The organism is Flavobacterium sp. N1736 (genome assembly GCF_025947065.1).
Lineage (GTDB): Bacteria > Bacteroidota > Bacteroidia > Flavobacteriales > Flavobacteriaceae > Flavobacterium.
Genome location: NZ_CP109994.1, coordinates 1,044,138 through 1,059,671, shown reverse-complemented (window position 1 = coordinate 1,059,671; position 15,534 = coordinate 1,044,138). Strand labels below are relative to the sequence as shown.

Genomic DNA, 15,534 nt, shown 5'->3' with positions numbered 1-15,534 from the left:
GAAAAAAATTATTTAAGCCAAACACGCATTAACGTGGATAATTGTTCAACATTTACAGGTTTTGTCATGTAATCTGAAGCACCGGACTCGATACATCTTTGTCTGTCGCCTTTCATCGCTTTTGCTGTTACTGCAATAATAGTCAGATCTTTATGTCTTTCATCTTTTCTAATACGTTTCATGGTTTCATAACCGTCCATTTCAGGCATCATAATATCCATTAAAACAATATCTATTGCCTCGTCTTCATTTAGCATATCGATTGCTTCCTGCCCGCTTTCGGCACTAATAACATCAAGTCCGTAACGTTCTAAAGCTGTTGTTAATGCAAATAAATTTCGAACATCATCATCAACCAAAAGCACTTTTTTGCTCTGCAATACATCTTCTTTCAAATAGAAAGATTCAATTCTTTCGCGCATTGTTTCCGGAAGTTCTTTGTGAACACGATGCATAAACAAAGCCGTCTGATCGATCAGTTCATCTATAGAATCTTTGCTTTTTAAGATAATACTATGCGCAAAACGGTTTAATCTCGCTCTTTGTTTGCTGTTTACATCTCCCGCAGAATGTACAATAATAGCGGTTTCCTGACCGGCAAGATTATTCTCTAAATCGCTTATCAAATCTAAACCATCTGCATCCGGTAAAACCAAATCTAAGATAATACAATCAAATGATTTTTCGCTGATTAATGCAACGGCTTCTTTTGCCGATTTTGCACTTAAAACGGCAATATCATCGCCATTAACCGCATCTAATATTCGGTTTAAGTCGGTTTCATTATCGTCAACAACCAAAAGATTTTTTACTTTTTTATTTTTAAAATCGTGAATATCATTAAATAAAAGTGTCAGCGAATCATTTTTTACCGGTTTAAGAAGGAAGTTTCTTGCACCTCGTTTAAGTCCTTTATTTCTTTCATCTTCGCCGGAAATAATATAAACCGGAATATGACGCAAATTAAAATCGGTTTTTAAACGATCAAGAATTTTCCAGCCGCTCGTATCCGGCATATTCAAATCCATCGTAATCGCATGCGGATGAAACTGATTGATGAAATCAATAACATCGTTTCCTTTTGTAGTAACGATCGCTTTGATTCCGTTATTGTGCGCCTGTTCTAACATAATTTTTGCAAAAGTTAAATTATCTTCTGCAATCAGTAAAACCTTGTCGTCCGGCTTAATATCCGTTCTGTCATCCCCAACCTCATCGACAAAGAACAAATCAATATCAGATCTGTTAAATCTTTCTGACGGCAATGATTTAATACGTCCTTTTACGTCTGTATCTTCTGTTAGCTCAATATTCTCTATTTCGGCAATATGAACGTATTTTAATGGAAGGAATAAGGTGAATTTACTACCAATATTTGTTTCACTTTCCAGCTCGATACTTCCTCCTAATAAATCAGAAAGTCCGCGGCTAATTGATAAACCTAAACCTGTACCACCATATTTACGGCTTGTAGAACCTTCGGCTTGTTGGAAAGCTTCGAAAATGATGTTTTGCTTTTCTTTAGAAATACCAATTCCCGTATCCGAAATTTCGAAAGCAACCACGGCTTCTGCCTGTTCCAGACTTATATTGTTGGTTTTCCAGTTGTTATTTGCTTTGTAAATTTTTAGTTTTACTTCTCCTTTTTCGGTGAATTTGAACGAGTTTGAAAGTAAATTTTTCAAAATCTGATTTAATCGTTGTGAATCTGTTTCGATCAATTCAGGAAGATTTTCATCCATAATAATATTAAAACGAAGGTGTTTTGCAGCCGAAATCGGGTTGAAAGTCGAAGCCACAAACTGACTGATTTCGTCAAAACTAATCGGATTATAATCTACAGAAATATAACCGGATTCGATTTTTGATAAATCCAGAATGTCGTTAATTAACTGAATAAGGTCATCTCCGCAAGAATTGATCGTTTTGGCAAACTGAATTTGTTTTTCAGATAAATTTCCGTCGCGGTTCGCAATTAATTCGTTCGCCAAAATCTGTAAACTGTTCAGCGGCGTTCTTAACTCGTGCGACATATTCGCTAAAAATTCTGATTTATATTTAGAGGTTAAAGTCAGCTGATCTGCTTTTTCTTCCAATGCTTTTCTGGCAACCTCAACTTCCTGATTTTTAAGCTCTACTTCTTCTTTTTGGTTTGCTAACAAGAATGCTTTTTCTTCCAGCTCTTCGTTGGTATTTTTCAATACTTCCTGCTGGCTTTTCAACTCTCCTGCCAATGATTGTGATTGTACCAATAATTCTTCGGTTCTTGAATTTGATTCGATCGTATTCAATACAATACCAATACTTTCTGTTAATCCTTCAAGGAAATCTAAATGCGTTTCACTAAAAGTATCCAGCGATGCAAGTTCGATTACGGCTTTTAATTGTCCCTCAAACAATACCGGTAAAATGATCACATCTTTTGGTTTTGCGTCTCCAAGTCCCGAATTGATTTTGATGTAATCTTTTGGAACATTACTCAGAATAATTCTTTCTTTTTCGACCGCAACCTGACCAATAAGTCCTTCTCCCATTGCATATTGCGTAGGCGAATTTTTTCTTTTAATATAAGCGTAAGATGCAATCAGATTAAGTTTAGAATCCATGAATTCTTCATCTTCCTGCAAAATATAGAAAAGTCCGTGTTGTGCAGTTACAACCGTTGCCAACTCCGAAAGGATTTTTTTGGTAACCGAATTTAATTCTTTTTGTCCCTGAAGCATTTGGGTAAATTTCGCTAAATTCGATTTCAGCCAGTCTTGTTCCTGATTACGCAATGTTGTCGCTTTCAGGTTCGAAATCATCTGGTTAATCGTATCTTTTAAGGCTTCAACCTCACCTTTTGCTTCAACACCAATAGTTCGCGTTAAATCTCCCTGCGTTACCGCCGATGCTACCTCAGAAATCGCACGTACCTGCGTTGTTAAATTCGCCGCAAGCTGATTTACGTTTTCTGTTAAGTTTTTCCACGTTCCCGAAGCTCCCGGTACATTCGCCTGACCTCCCAATTTTCCTTCTGCTCCAACCTCACGCGCCACGGTTGTTACCTGATCTGAGAAGGTTGCCAGCGTATCAATCATTTCGTTGATTGTATCTGTTAATTGCGCCACCTCGCCTTTGGCATCAATGGATAATTTTTGTTTTAGATTTCCTTTTGCTACAGATGTTACAACTTTTGCAATTCCACGTACTTGCGACGTTAAATTCGAAGCCATTAAGTTAACCGAATCTGTTAAATCTTTCCACGTTCCGGCAACACCTTTTACTTCAGATTGTCCTCCAAGCTTTCCTTCTGTACCAACCTCACGCGCCACACGAGTTACCTCGGATGCAAACGAATTCAGCTGTTCCACCATCGTATTAAAGGTATTTTTCAAATCCAGAATTTCCCCTTTTACGTCAACCGTAATTGGTTTCGAAAGGTCACCATTTGCTACGGCTTTTGTTACCTCAGCAATATTACGCACCTGATCTGTTAGGTTTGATGCCATCTGGTTCACAGAATCTGTTAAATCTTTCCACGTTCCGGCAACTCCGGGAACAAACGCTTGTCCGCCCAATTTACCGTCTGTACCAACCTCACGCGCCACACGAGTTACCTCTGATGCGAAGGCACGAAGCTGATCCACCATTGTATTTACGGTTTCTTTCAATTGCAGAATCTCTCCACGAACGTCGGCAGTAATTTTTTTCGACATATCCCCGTTTGCTACGGCAATTGTTACCTCGGCAATATTACGTACCTGAGTCGTTAAGTTACCCGCCATTTGATTCACGGAATCTGTTAAATCTTTCCACGTTCCGGCAACTCCCGGTACATTCGCCTGTCCTCCCAATTTTCCTTCGGTACCAACTTCACGCGCCACACGAGTTACCTCTGATGCAAACTCACGAAGCTGATCTACCATGGTATTTAAAGTTTCCTTTAATTGAAGAATTTCTCCACGAACGTCAACGGTAATTTTTCGGGACATATCTCCGTTTGCTACGGCAATCGCCACATCGGCAATATTACGTACCTGAGCGGTTAAGTTACCCGCCATCTGGTTAACAGAATCTGTTAAATCTTTCCACGTTCCGGCAACTCCGGGCACATTCGCCTGTCCTCCCAATTTTCCTTCTGTTCCTACCTCACGTGATACCCTTGTTACCTCAGATGCAAATCCTCGCAGCTGATCCACCATGGTATTAATTGTATTTTTAAGCTCTAAGATTTCTCCTTTTACGTCTACGGTAATCTGCAATGATAAATCGCCTTTTGCTACCGCTGTGGTTACTTCGGCAATATTACGCACCTGACCTGTTAAGTTGGATGCCATTTGGTTTACCGAATCTGTTAAATCTTTCCATGTTCCACCAACACCTTCTACTTGTGCCTGACCTCCCAGTTTTCCTTCGGTACCAACCTCTCTTGCCACACGCGTTACCTCTGAAGCAAAGGAGTTCAGCTGCCCCACCATCGTATTAATGGTGTTTTTAAGTTCCAGAATCTCTCCTTTTGTATCTACGGTAATCTGGCGTGATAAATCTCCTTTTGCTACGGCTGTTGTTACCTCGGCAATATTACGTACCTGACCTGTTAAGTTGGATGCCATCTGATTCACGGAATCTGTTAAATCTTTCCACGTTCCACCAACTCCTTTTACTTTCGCCTGACCTCCAAGTTTTCCTTCTGTTCCTACCTCAAGTGCCACACGGGTTACTTCTGATGAAAATGAATTCAGCTGATCCACCATCGTATTAATGGTTTTCTTCAACTCCAGAATTTCCCCTTCGGCGACAGCTGTAATTTTTTTGGATAAATCTCCGTTTGCTACCGCTGTTGTTACCTCGGCAATATTACGCACCTGACCGGTTAAGTTCGATGCCATTTGGTTCACGGAATCGGTTAAATCTTTCCATGTTCCACCAACACCTTTTACTTTTGCCTGACCTCCCAATTTTCCTTCTGAGCCTACTTCACGCGCCACACGGGTTACCTCAGAACCAAAGGAGTTCAGCTGATCCACCATGGTGTTGATGGTATTTTTAAGTTCCAGAATTTCTCCCGCAACGTTTACTGTAATTTTTTTAGATAAATCGCCTTTCGCTACCGCCGTTGTTACCTCAGCAATATTACGTACCTGACCTGTTAAGTTCGATGCCATTTGGTTTACCGAGTCGGTCAAATCTTTCCAAACACCACCAACACCTCGTACTCTTGCCTGTCCTCCCAATTTTCCTTCTGAACCTACTTCACGTGATACACGCGTTACCTCTGATGAGAAAGAGTTCAGCTGATCCACCATGGTGTTAATCGTATCTTTTAGCTCGAGGATTTCTCCTTTTACGTCTACGGTAATTTTTTTCGAAAGATCTCCTTTTGCCACCGCCGTTGTTACATCGGCAATATTACGTACCTGACCTGTTAAGTTCGACGCCATTTGGTTTACAGAATCTGTTAAATCTTTCCAGGTTCCCCCAACTCCTTTTACCTGCGCCTGACCTCCAAGTTTTCCTTCGGTTCCTACCTCTCTCGCCACACGTGTTACTTCAGAGGAGAACGAGTTCAGCTGATCCACCATCGTGTTAATCGTATTTTTTAGCTCGAGGATTTCTCCTTTTACGTCTACGGTAATCTTTTTAGATAAATCTCCTTTTGCTACCGCCGTTGTTACATCGGCAATATTACGTACCTGACCCGTTAAATTCGAAGCCATTTTATTTACAGAATCGGTCAAATCTTTCCAAACTCCACCCACGCCTCGCACTTTTGCCTGACCTCCAAGTTTTCCTTCGGTTCCTACCTCACGCGCCACACGGGTCACCTCCATCGAGAACAAATTCAGCTGTTTTACCATTCCGTTTACCTCTTTTGCAATCCTGAGGAATTCTCCCTGAAGCGGGTTTCCTTCAATAGAAAGGGGCATTTCCTGAGATAAGTTTCCTTTTGCCACCGATGTAATTACGTGTGCAATTTCAATTGTAGGATGCACCAGATCTGAAATCAGCGTATTTACAGAATCAACGCAGGAACTCCACGAACCTCTTGCGCCGTCAAGTGCCACACGATTGGTTAGTTTTCCTTGTTTACCAATACTTTTTCCAACTTTTTGAAATTCAAAAACCATCCTTTCGTTCAGGTCTATAATTTCGTTTAGAGTATCGCAAATAGAACGTTTTACACCACTTTGATCTGTTGGAAAACGCTGGGTAAAATTCCCGTTTTTAACCTTAACTAAAATCTTTAAAAATTCAGCATCTGTTAAAACAGATTCTTCGAATTCTTCGCTTGCTTTTTTCATAATTCTTTATAAAATGAATTAAATTTATTTTTTGGCTGGTTGTTTTTTAATAACAATGTGTTATATATTTTTTCTCGCAGATTTAGCAGATTTAGCAGATTCTTTTTAACTGTATGTTAAACGCACTGCTGTGAGTCTCTAAAAAAAACTTTGAACCTTTTTAACTTAGGACCTTTGTAACTTTGTAACTTTGAACCTTCCTCCTTCTACATACTCTCCAGTAAAATCTTCCTTAAATGAAATTGCACAAAAGCATCCATAGAATCTGATCTTTTGGTATTATCATTATAATTTAAGGGTTTTATGATGTAACCGGATATTCCGAGTTTTTCTGCTTCGAACCTATCGTGTCCTTCTGAAGAAGTTGTCATTATAAAAACATTCATATTTTTCAGTTTTTCATCTTCCCTTACTACTTTCAAAAACTCTATTCCGTTCATTCTTGGCATATTAATATCCAACAGAATAACCTGCGGGTTTAGCATTAAATCCGGATCTCTAAGCAGTTTCAATGCTTCGATACCGTTATAAGCCGAATAAAGTTCGTATTCTATTTCTAATTTCTTTAATGATCTCTGCACGCTTATAATGTCGAGTTCATCATCTTCTACTAATAAAATGGCTGGTTTTTTCATAATTTAACTATTTCTCCAGGTAAAAATAAATTCTGCACCTTCTCCTACTTTAGAGATTACAATAATATGTTCTTGTTGGTCGTCTATAATTTTTTTCACAATCGCAAGTCCAACTCCTGTACTTTCCTGTTCGTTTTGTTCGCGAAGTGTCTGGAATATTTCGAATATTTTTTGGTGGTATTCTATGGCAATACCGATTCCGTTGTCTTTAACCGAAAATTCATAAAAATTAGAATACTTTCTACAGCTAATTTCAATTACGGCATCTTCTCTCGCGGTATATTTTACGGCATTACTAATTAAATTAGCAAAAACCTGTTCGAGTTTTATGCGCTCAGTAAACAATTCCGGCAAATTGCTTATTTCAAGTTTAAAGTTTCTGGGTACAATCGAATCGGCAATTTCATGAACCAGATTATTGGTATTAATATGTTCCGGCAATACTTTTATATTCAATCTGGCGTAATCTAACAAACCGTTGATTAACGCTTCCATTCGTCTGGTTTTTTGCGGAATAATAGCCAGATATCGTTTTAATTCAGGAGAAAGTTCTCCGTCTAAATCTTCTTCAATCCATGTAATTACGTTATGAATACCGCGAATTGGCGCCTTTAAATCGTGCGAAACAACATAAGCAAACTTATTAAGTTCTGCGTTTCTGTTTTTTAATTCATGAATGTTTTTATCCAGTTTACCCGACATGCTATTTAGCGATGATGCCAATGCTGTCAGCTCATCATTTCTGGTATCTTCAATACTTGTAAATTTTCCTTTAGAGATATTTTCGGCAAGACGTACCATCGAAGAAATTCGCTTGGTGGTTATCTGCATGATGTAAAAGGTACTGCAAATACCAACGATAATGGTTAAAGCCAGAAAAACGAGAGAAAAAGTTCTCGTACGTGTCAGCGATGTAAGTAATTCGTCACTATGATGCCTTCTTCTTTTGTATTCTATACGGTCGAATCGTGTGAATTTTTTAGAAATGTCATCGTTGATTTTTTTTCCGACGTGCCTTTTTAATGAGGTTTCAAAAAAATTATTCAGTGATTTTGGTCCTTCTTTTCTAATTTGAATAAGTTTTTTAGAATGTTCCAGCCAATTTTTATGAAGCCCATCGATCGAATCTAAAATTTCCCGTTGTGGCTGCTCATTGCCTATTCGGAGTTTTTGTTCGTTTATTAAAAGCGGTACAATCTTGAGTCCTCTAAAATAAGTATCCAGAAAAATATGATCGTCTGTAAGCAAATAACCTCTAAACGCGCTTTGCATTTCGATAATTGCTTTGTGTGTTTTGTTCGATGTACGGATTATTTCTTCGGATCTTGCGAGAAAATGCGAGTTAAGCTGCACTTTTTTTGACATCATATAATTGGTATATGAGTCTGCAACAGAGAGCAAAATTATCAGTGTAAATGCTAAAAGGATTTGGGTAGATAATTTCATTTTCGAAAATTAAACTTGCATATGATTACTCAGGAACTATTTCTGTAAATAAAAATAATAAAAAATAAACAGATAACTGTCGAAAGTTTTTGAAGTTATCTATTCTGAGTATTGTCATATAATTCGAAGAAATTAAAAATTTAGGCATGCTTGACTTCACAGGCATACTTCCTTAATATTTGCTTTAAAGCATCAAAATTATTTGGTTTTGAAATGTAATCGTATGCTCCAAGTTGCTTGGCTTCCCAGATAATATCTTCAAGTTGTGAAGTAGAAAAAATAATAACAGGTATTTGTTTTAGTATTTCCTGTTTTTTTATTTCGGTTAAAAGTTCTAAACCGGACATAACAGGCATATTAAGATCAAGAAAAATTACGTCTGGTTTTATTTCCTGCATCAATAGCTTATGAAAAGCCTCTACAGGATCATTGATTCCTGTATATGATGAGTTGGAAATCGCATTAAGCGCATCCATAAACAATTCGCAATCATCTAAATCATCATCTATTTGAAGAAATTTTTTATATGCCATTGGTCTTAATTAAAATTTTCGAGAACCGGATTTTAACGATTATGTTAAGCCTGTTTCTCTTCGTTTTTGTGGTATTATTAAGCCTCATTTTATAGAAAAAATTATGATGCCAATAAATAAAATTTGTATGCTTATTGTCCTTTATACCAAATGTAATAATTTAATTATTAATATAACTAATAACTATTGAAATAAATATTTTGATAAAACTGTTGGTTATAAGATCAAAAAAAACTCCTGCTTTATGGGCAGGAGTCTTACAAACAAATAATCTATTCTAATTTTAAAGCAGTTTTTATTTAGAGAGTTTTATTTTTTTTCGGTTAAACCGCGTGTCAGCCAGCCTCTTTTATTTGCTGTTGCGATTGCATAAGGTGTAATCCAGAATAAACTGAATGTGTAAAAAAGACTGTATGAATATGCCCAAAGAGATTCAGACAAGTTATATCTTTTAGCATAAAACAATACCGGAAAACTCGATACAATTAATATGCTTAATAAAGTCGAACTTAAAAACAATATTGGGTGAACGGCAATGAAAAAGAACATGAATAATAAAAATGGATAAGACATTAGCATTTTCATGGATTGGTTTATAAGCAATAATCTTGAACCAAATTTAGATCCTTCTCTAAAATTGGTAAAAACAAATTTAGACATTGCAATATTTTCACGCACATTGCTTCTCGCCCATCTGATAAACATTTTGTATAAACCGGTATATTCTTCAGGAACATTGGTTAATACAGTAGCATTTCTTTGAAACAATACATGATGCCCTTGTTTTAAAATCATGTTGGTCATAGCACGGTCTTCGCCGATATCAGAAGGCTGTCCCATAAAAGTTTGGTTGATCCATTCTTCAAGACATCCAAAAACGGCTGTTTTACGATACGCTGCAGCTGCACCCGGAGTACAAAGTACAGAACCCAACATACTTTCGGCAGAACGCATGAATTCAAAACTCATTACAAAACTTACGTTTAACATTTTAGGAAGAATTGCTTTTTTATTATTCAAAACCTGAACGTTTCCTGCCACTGCTCCACATTTTTCATTGGTAACAAACGGGCTAACTAAGTTTCGTAACGTATCTGTTTTAACGATAGAATCGCTGTCTACGGTTACAAAAATTTCTCCTGTTCCCAATTCAAATCCACGGTATAATGCGTGACGTTTTCCTTTGTTTTCCGGCTGTTGAAAAATCGTTAAACGATCTCCTAATTTTATTTTTGCCTGCTGCATCCAGTACCAGGTATCATCTTTACTGCCATCATCGATAGCTAATAATTGCATTTTTTCTTCCGGATAATCGCTGTTTGCCAAACTTAGCAAAGTATCCCAAACTAATTTTCCTTCGTTGTAAGCAGGAACAATTATCGTAGTTGTTGGCAATAATTCATCGCTAACAGATTCGATTGGTTTGTAACGGAAAAAAAGGTAAACATTATAAAAGAAAGCGCCTGTTTGAAAGAAAAACAATAACGCCGTAACAATTAAAAAAGGAAATCCCCATGTCGAGTCAATTCGGTCTAATTGAAACTGATCGAAATCGTCTTGTAATAAATAAACGGCAAAAGCACCTGCAAACATTAGTAAAAAAGTACCTGCAAGTACAAATAAATTTAATCGATTTGATGTTTGTGCAATATTTTTTGAGGTAGTATCGTTATTAATACGAAAAATGGAACTTGTTATAATTTGTTCGTCAGTATGTGCGTCGCTTGAAGTATAAAATTGGTTTGAGATAATTGTTTCACTTTCCATATTGTATCCTGTTTTTTATTTTTTATCTAAAGGCTTTTATTAAATCCGGTTTATGTGCTGTTGTTAGAAAATTGTTTACACAAACACATTATCTCATTTAGCAACCAACATGCCATTATCTTTTTTAACTGGAATTGAGCGATTTACCTAACATTAGCAAAAAACAGTGTGTATACTTTTTACACGTTTTGGTATACACTACACACATTTTACCTTAAATAGAACGCGGATGACACAGATTTACTTCGTAAAAACGCGGATAAAAACTGATTTTTTTAGTTTATAAAATGAATGAATCTGTTTTTATCCGCGTTTTCGCTTTAGCGAATCCGCTTCATCCGCGTTCAATTTTAAGCTACATATTCCTCTAAAAACTCATCTTCTAAAATATTTTTTAATTTTTTTTCAAAATTTTGTCCAATCCTGAAAGTTCAGTTGTCATTAGGGTATAACATTTAAAATTATACACAATGGAAACTAGAATTAATGTATTCGAAAAAGGTCAAAAAGCGTTAGGTACTTTATTTGGAATTAGCGCTCATTTGAAAAAATCAGGGCTTGAAAAATCTTTAATTGATTTAGTAGATTTTAGAGTATCTCAAATTAATAGCTGTGCTTATTGTTTAGACATGCACTCAAAAGAAGCTTTGGCAGCCGGAGAAACTCCACAGCGTTTATTTGGTTTAAGTGCCTGGAGAGAAACTCCTTTTTATACTCCAAAAGAAAGAGCAGCTCTTGCTTGGGCCGAAGCCGTAACAGCCTGCAACGTGCCGGATGAAATTTATGCTGAAGCAAAAACTCAATTTTCTGATGAAGAATTAATCGACTTGACTTTAGCGATTACAACCATCAATACCTGGAACCGCATGAATCTGGCTTTCCCAAATAATGTGGGATCTTACAGAGTGGGACAATTTGGATAATAAAATAAGGCTGTTTTTTTTATATGATGTAAAAGATTAAATTTATGTCTTCAATAAAAAACAGCTTTTTTTTTAATATTTGCCACAGATTAAAAGGATTAAATAGATTTTTATTTCACGCAGATTTTGCAGATTTGAACAGATTTAATTTAGATAATTATTTGCGCATATCTGCTTAAATCTTTTTAAAATCTGCGTGAAAAGTTTTTAAGTTCTCGCAGATTCTGCAGATTGAGCAGATTTAATTTGGATGATTATTTGCGTGCATCTGCTTGGATTTTTTTAAAATCTGCGTGAAAAATTTTTAAGTTCTCGCAGATTCTGCAGATTTTTTATCATTTTGCGGCTAGTTTGTCATCCTTCCTCCGTCAGGATGACAAAAATGAGAAAAAAATCTGCGTGAAAAAATATTTGAACACATAATTTAAAAAAACATAAAACAATGAATGAATTTTTATTAATTTTCAGAAGAGATTTTACAACAAAAGAAATACAGCCTTCTCCCGAAGAAATGCAGCAGCATTTTCAGCAATGGCAAAACTGGTTTGGAAGTCTCGCCGCACAGGATAAACTCGCAAGACCACTGCAACGCTGGGATGGAAAGGGAAAAATTGTAACTCATAAAAACGTTACAAACGGACCTTACGCAGAAATCAAAGAATCTATTGGCGGAATGATTACCGTAAAAGCCAAAGATTATGACGAAGCTGCCGAAATTGCACAAAATTGCCCTATTTTAGACTTAGGCGGAAATGTAGAAATTAGAATGGCGGTTTGAGATTGATTTTAGATTTTAGATATTTGATTTTAGATTAAGCGCATTTTGTGTCTTTTCGCATTTTATGGAAAACAAAGAACTCATACCAAACTTATTCAGAACGGAATATCAAAAAATCGTTTCGGTACTCTGTAATCTGTTTGGTATTCATCATATCGAAATTGCCGAGGATATTGTGAGTGATACTTTCCTTGCGGCGACAGAAACCTGGGCTATTAAGGGAATTCCTGATAATCCCACGGCTTGGCTTTATACCGTTGCCAAAAATAAAACCAAGAATTATTTTAAGCGAAATGATGTTTTCGAAAAGAAAATCGTAACCGAAATAAAATACAATACACCTCTTAACAATCCCGAAACAGAGATCGATTTATCTGAACAAAATATTGCCGACAGTCAATTGGCAATGATATTTACGGTTTGTAATCCCTGTAATTCAAACGAAGCACAAATTGCACTTGCACTGAACTTATTGTGCGGTTTTGGAATCAATGAAATCTCGGATGCTTTTTTGTCGAACAAAGAAGTAATTTATAAACGAATCAATCGCGCAAAGGAAAAACTTAAAGAAGAAAACATAAAAATTCAGCACCCGAATTCGGCAGAAATTAATGACCGGATCGAAACAGTTTTAAAAACCATTTACCTGCTGTTTTCGGAAGGCTATTATTCGACTTCGCAAAATACCACATTACGCAAAGATTTTTGTGCCGAAGCGATGCGCCTTACCTATTTGTTAATCCAGAACGAAACCACAAATTTACCGGCAACGAATGCTTTGATGGCGTTAATGTGTTTTCATTCTTCACGATTTGAAGCCAGAACTTCAGAAAGCGGTGAAATCATTTTGTATCAGGATCAGGATGAATCGCTTTGGAATCAGGAATTAATCGAAAAAGGAACTTATTTTCTTAGTAAATCATCTACGGGAAACACAATTTCTAAATACCATCTTGAAGCCGGAATTGCATATTGGCACACACAAAAAAAAGATACTGTCGAAAAATGGCAGCATATTCTGGAATTGTACAATAACCTTATTATTTTAGAATATTCACCAATTGTCGCTTTAAACCGCACGTATGCCTTATCAAAAGTAAATGGCAAACCGGAAGCCATTATCGAGGCAGAAAAACTAAATTTAACCGATAATCACTTCTATTTTTCGTTACTCGGAAATCTATATACTGATATTGATAATAAAAAAGCCAATGCGCATTTTAAAACGGCTCTTGGCTTAGCCAAAACTGAGGCTGATAAAAAAATCATCAATAAAAATATTCAGCAACTTTCTTCTTTTTAATTTAAAAAATTCTTACATTCAATTAACGATTCAAGGTATTTATATTAATCTTTATATTATTGATAAAATAAGCTAGTTTTTAGAAAAAATGCCCTCAAAATTATTTAAACAGCTGTTAAATCTTTAATAAATGTTAATAAAAAATATTCAGGGAAAACGTATATTTGAGTAAACAGAATTTTTATATCGTGCAAGAACAAACAAATTTACATAGTTTTAAATTTCCAAAAAGTCCTACGGGAGTAGACGGTCTGGATGAAATTACAAACGGCGGATTTCCAAAAGGACGCCCTACATTAATTTGTGGCGGTGCCGGTTGTGGAAAGACATTGTTGTCGATGCAGTTTCTTATTAAAGGAATTACAGAGTATAACGAACCCGGCGTTTTCATGTCTTTTGAAGAACCTTCGGATGACCTTACTTTAAATGTGAAATCTCTTGGTTTTGACCTCGAAAAACTGAAAGCGGAGAAAAAGCTGGTTATAGATCACGTAAGAGTTGAAAGATCTGAAATTGAAGAAGCGGGCGAATATGACCTTGATGGTTTATTTATAAGATTAGGACATGCGATCGATTCTATAAAAGCAACCAGAGTTGTTCTTGATACTATCGAATCTTTATTTGCAGGTCTGGATAATCAGGCGATTCTTCGTGCTGAATTGCGAAGATTATTTCACTGGCTTAAAACCAAAGGCGTAACCGCCATTATTACAGGCGAACGCGGCGAAGCAACACTTACACGTCAGGGATTGGAAGAATATGTTTCTGATTGTGTTATTGTTCTTGATCACCGTGTTATCGAACAGGTTTCGACCAGAAGATTAAGAATCGTAAAATACAGAGGTTCTACGCATGGTACAAACGAATATCCGTTTTTAATTGATGAAGAAGGGATTTCGGTTCTTCCTATTACTTCTTTAAAACTGGATAATGAAGTTTCTTCGGATATTGTTCCAACCGGAGTTCCCGGATTAGACGATATGTTTCAGGGCGGCGGTTTTTATCGCGGCAGCAATATTTTGGTTTCAGGAACCGCAGGAACGGCAAAAACTACTGTGGGCTGTTATTTTGCAAATAAACAATGCGAAAATAACGAACGTGTTATTTATTTTGCCTTCGAAGAATCTCCGCAGCAACTGGTTCGTAATATGAAATCGATAGGTATTGACCTTGAAAAATATATTAAAAAAGGCAGTTTGCAAATTCATTCTTCACGTCCTTCATTAAACGGTCTTGAGCTGCATTTGCTTACGCTTAGAAAAATGATTAAGGAGTTTAAACCCACTACGATAATTATTGATCCTATCAGTAATCTTATCAATGTGGGCAGCGAGCAGGAAGTACGTTCGATGCTTGTAAGGCTTATAGATATGCTGAAAGCAAATAATATTACGGCACTTTTTACTTCCTTAAACAAACAAACCGATAATTTCAGACCTGATCTAGCCGAAGAATCTGTGTCTTCATTAGTAGATACCTGGATTACCGTGCGCGATATGGAAGGAATTGGTGAAAGAAACCGTGGAGTATTTATCGTTAAATCACGCGGAATGGGACATTCGAATCAGGTTAGGGAATTTGTAATTACGAATAAAGGAATTGAATTGCTGGATGTAGAATTAGGTCCGCAGGGAATACTGACCGGTTCGGCAAGAAAATCGCATCAGTTCAAGAAAACAATTTCTGATATTAAATTACAAAACGAAATTAACAGAAAAGACAGAGAAATTGAGCGCAAACGCAAGGTTCTTGAAGCAAATATAGAAGCGCTTAAAAATGAATTTGAATCGGCAGAAGAAGAATTGAGTATTCTGAAAGCCACTGAGGAATTACAGGAAAAACTGAATTCTAAGAAAAAATAGCAT

9 protein-coding genes are annotated in these 15,534 nt (G+C 36.5%); 4 read left to right on the top strand and 5 right to left on the bottom strand.

Going from position 1 to position 15,534, the window contains the following annotated elements; translation table 11 throughout:
• Positions 1-8: 8 nt before the first annotated feature.
• From OLM54_RS04600 to OLM54_RS04580, 5 genes are all read right to left on the bottom strand, one after another.
• Positions 9-6,284: a HAMP domain-containing protein gene (locus tag OLM54_RS04600; protein WP_264537422.1), complete on the bottom strand. Its 6,276-nt coding sequence runs from the start codon at positions 6,282-6,284 to the stop codon at positions 9-11.
• A gap of 206 nt (positions 6,285-6,490) precedes the next feature.
• Entirely contained in the window at positions 6,491-6,919 is a 429-nt protein-coding gene (locus OLM54_RS04595) for a response regulator (RefSeq protein ID WP_264537421.1), read from the bottom strand.
• Between the two features lie 3 nt (positions 6,920-6,922).
• Complete coding sequence (locus tag OLM54_RS04590) at positions 6,923-8,365, bottom strand: ATP-binding protein (protein WP_264537420.1); 1,443 nt, start codon at positions 8,363-8,365, stop codon at positions 6,923-6,925.
• A gap of 140 nt (positions 8,366-8,505) precedes the next feature.
• Positions 8,506-8,898 carry a response regulator gene (locus OLM54_RS04585; RefSeq protein WP_264537419.1) on the bottom strand — a complete coding sequence of 131 codons (393 nt, stop codon included), beginning with the start codon at positions 8,896-8,898 and terminating at the stop codon, positions 8,506-8,508.
• Positions 8,899-9,207: 309 nt separating this feature from the next.
• Positions 9,208-10,665, bottom strand: a complete 1,458-nt coding sequence (locus tag OLM54_RS04580) for a glycosyltransferase (protein WP_264537418.1) — start codon at positions 10,663-10,665, stop codon at positions 9,208-9,210.
• 470 nt (positions 10,666-11,135) lie between these two features.
• On the opposite strand from OLM54_RS04580, the gene OLM54_RS04575 reads away from it, so the two are divergent.
• The 4 genes from OLM54_RS04575 to kaiC all read left to right on the top strand — a co-directional run bounded on the left by OLM54_RS04575 (position 11,136) and on the right by kaiC (position 15,531).
• Entirely contained in the window at positions 11,136-11,588 is a 453-nt protein-coding gene (locus OLM54_RS04575) for a carboxymuconolactone decarboxylase family protein (RefSeq protein WP_264537417.1), read from the top strand.
• Between the two features lie 442 nt (positions 11,589-12,030).
• Positions 12,031-12,366, top strand: coding sequence for a YciI family protein (locus tag OLM54_RS04570; protein ID WP_264537416.1), 336 nt, complete (start codon positions 12,031-12,033; stop codon positions 12,364-12,366).
• 64 nt (positions 12,367-12,430) lie between these two features.
• Entirely contained in the window at positions 12,431-13,669 is a 1,239-nt protein-coding gene (locus tag OLM54_RS04565; RefSeq protein WP_264537415.1) for an RNA polymerase sigma factor, read from the top strand.
• Positions 13,670-13,857: 188 nt separating this feature from the next.
• A complete protein-coding gene (gene kaiC / locus OLM54_RS04560) occupies positions 13,858-15,531 on the top strand; it encodes a circadian clock protein KaiC (protein WP_264537414.1) in 1,674 nt (557 codons plus the stop codon).
• Positions 15,532-15,534 lie beyond the last annotated feature (3 nt).

Excerpts from the sequence above, each read along its gene's own strand:
- OLM54_RS04590 (WP_264537420.1), bottom strand. The coding sequence starts at position 8,365 with ATGAAATTATCTACCCAAATCCTTTTAGCATTTACACTGATAATTTTG.
- OLM54_RS04580 (WP_264537418.1), bottom strand. The coding sequence starts at position 10,665 with ATGGAAAGTGAAACAATTATCTCAAACCAATTTTATACTTCAAGCGAC.
- OLM54_RS04595 (WP_264537421.1), bottom strand. The coding sequence starts at position 6,919 with ATGAAAAAACCAGCCATTTTATTAGTAGAAGATGATGAACTCGACATT.
- OLM54_RS04585 (WP_264537419.1), bottom strand. The coding sequence starts at position 8,898 with ATGGCATATAAAAAATTTCTTCAAATAGATGATGATTTAGATGATTGC.
- OLM54_RS04570 (WP_264537416.1), top strand. The coding sequence starts at position 12,031 with ATGAATGAATTTTTATTAATTTTCAGAAGAGATTTTACAACAAAAGAA.
- OLM54_RS04575 (WP_264537417.1), top strand. The coding sequence starts at position 11,136 with ATGGAAACTAGAATTAATGTATTCGAAAAAGGTCAAAAAGCGTTAGGT.
- OLM54_RS04600 (WP_264537422.1), bottom strand. The coding sequence starts at position 6,284 with ATGAAAAAAGCAAGCGAAGAATTCGAAGAATCTGTTTTAACAGATGCT.
- OLM54_RS04565 (WP_264537415.1), top strand. The coding sequence starts at position 12,431 with ATGGAAAACAAAGAACTCATACCAAACTTATTCAGAACGGAATATCAA.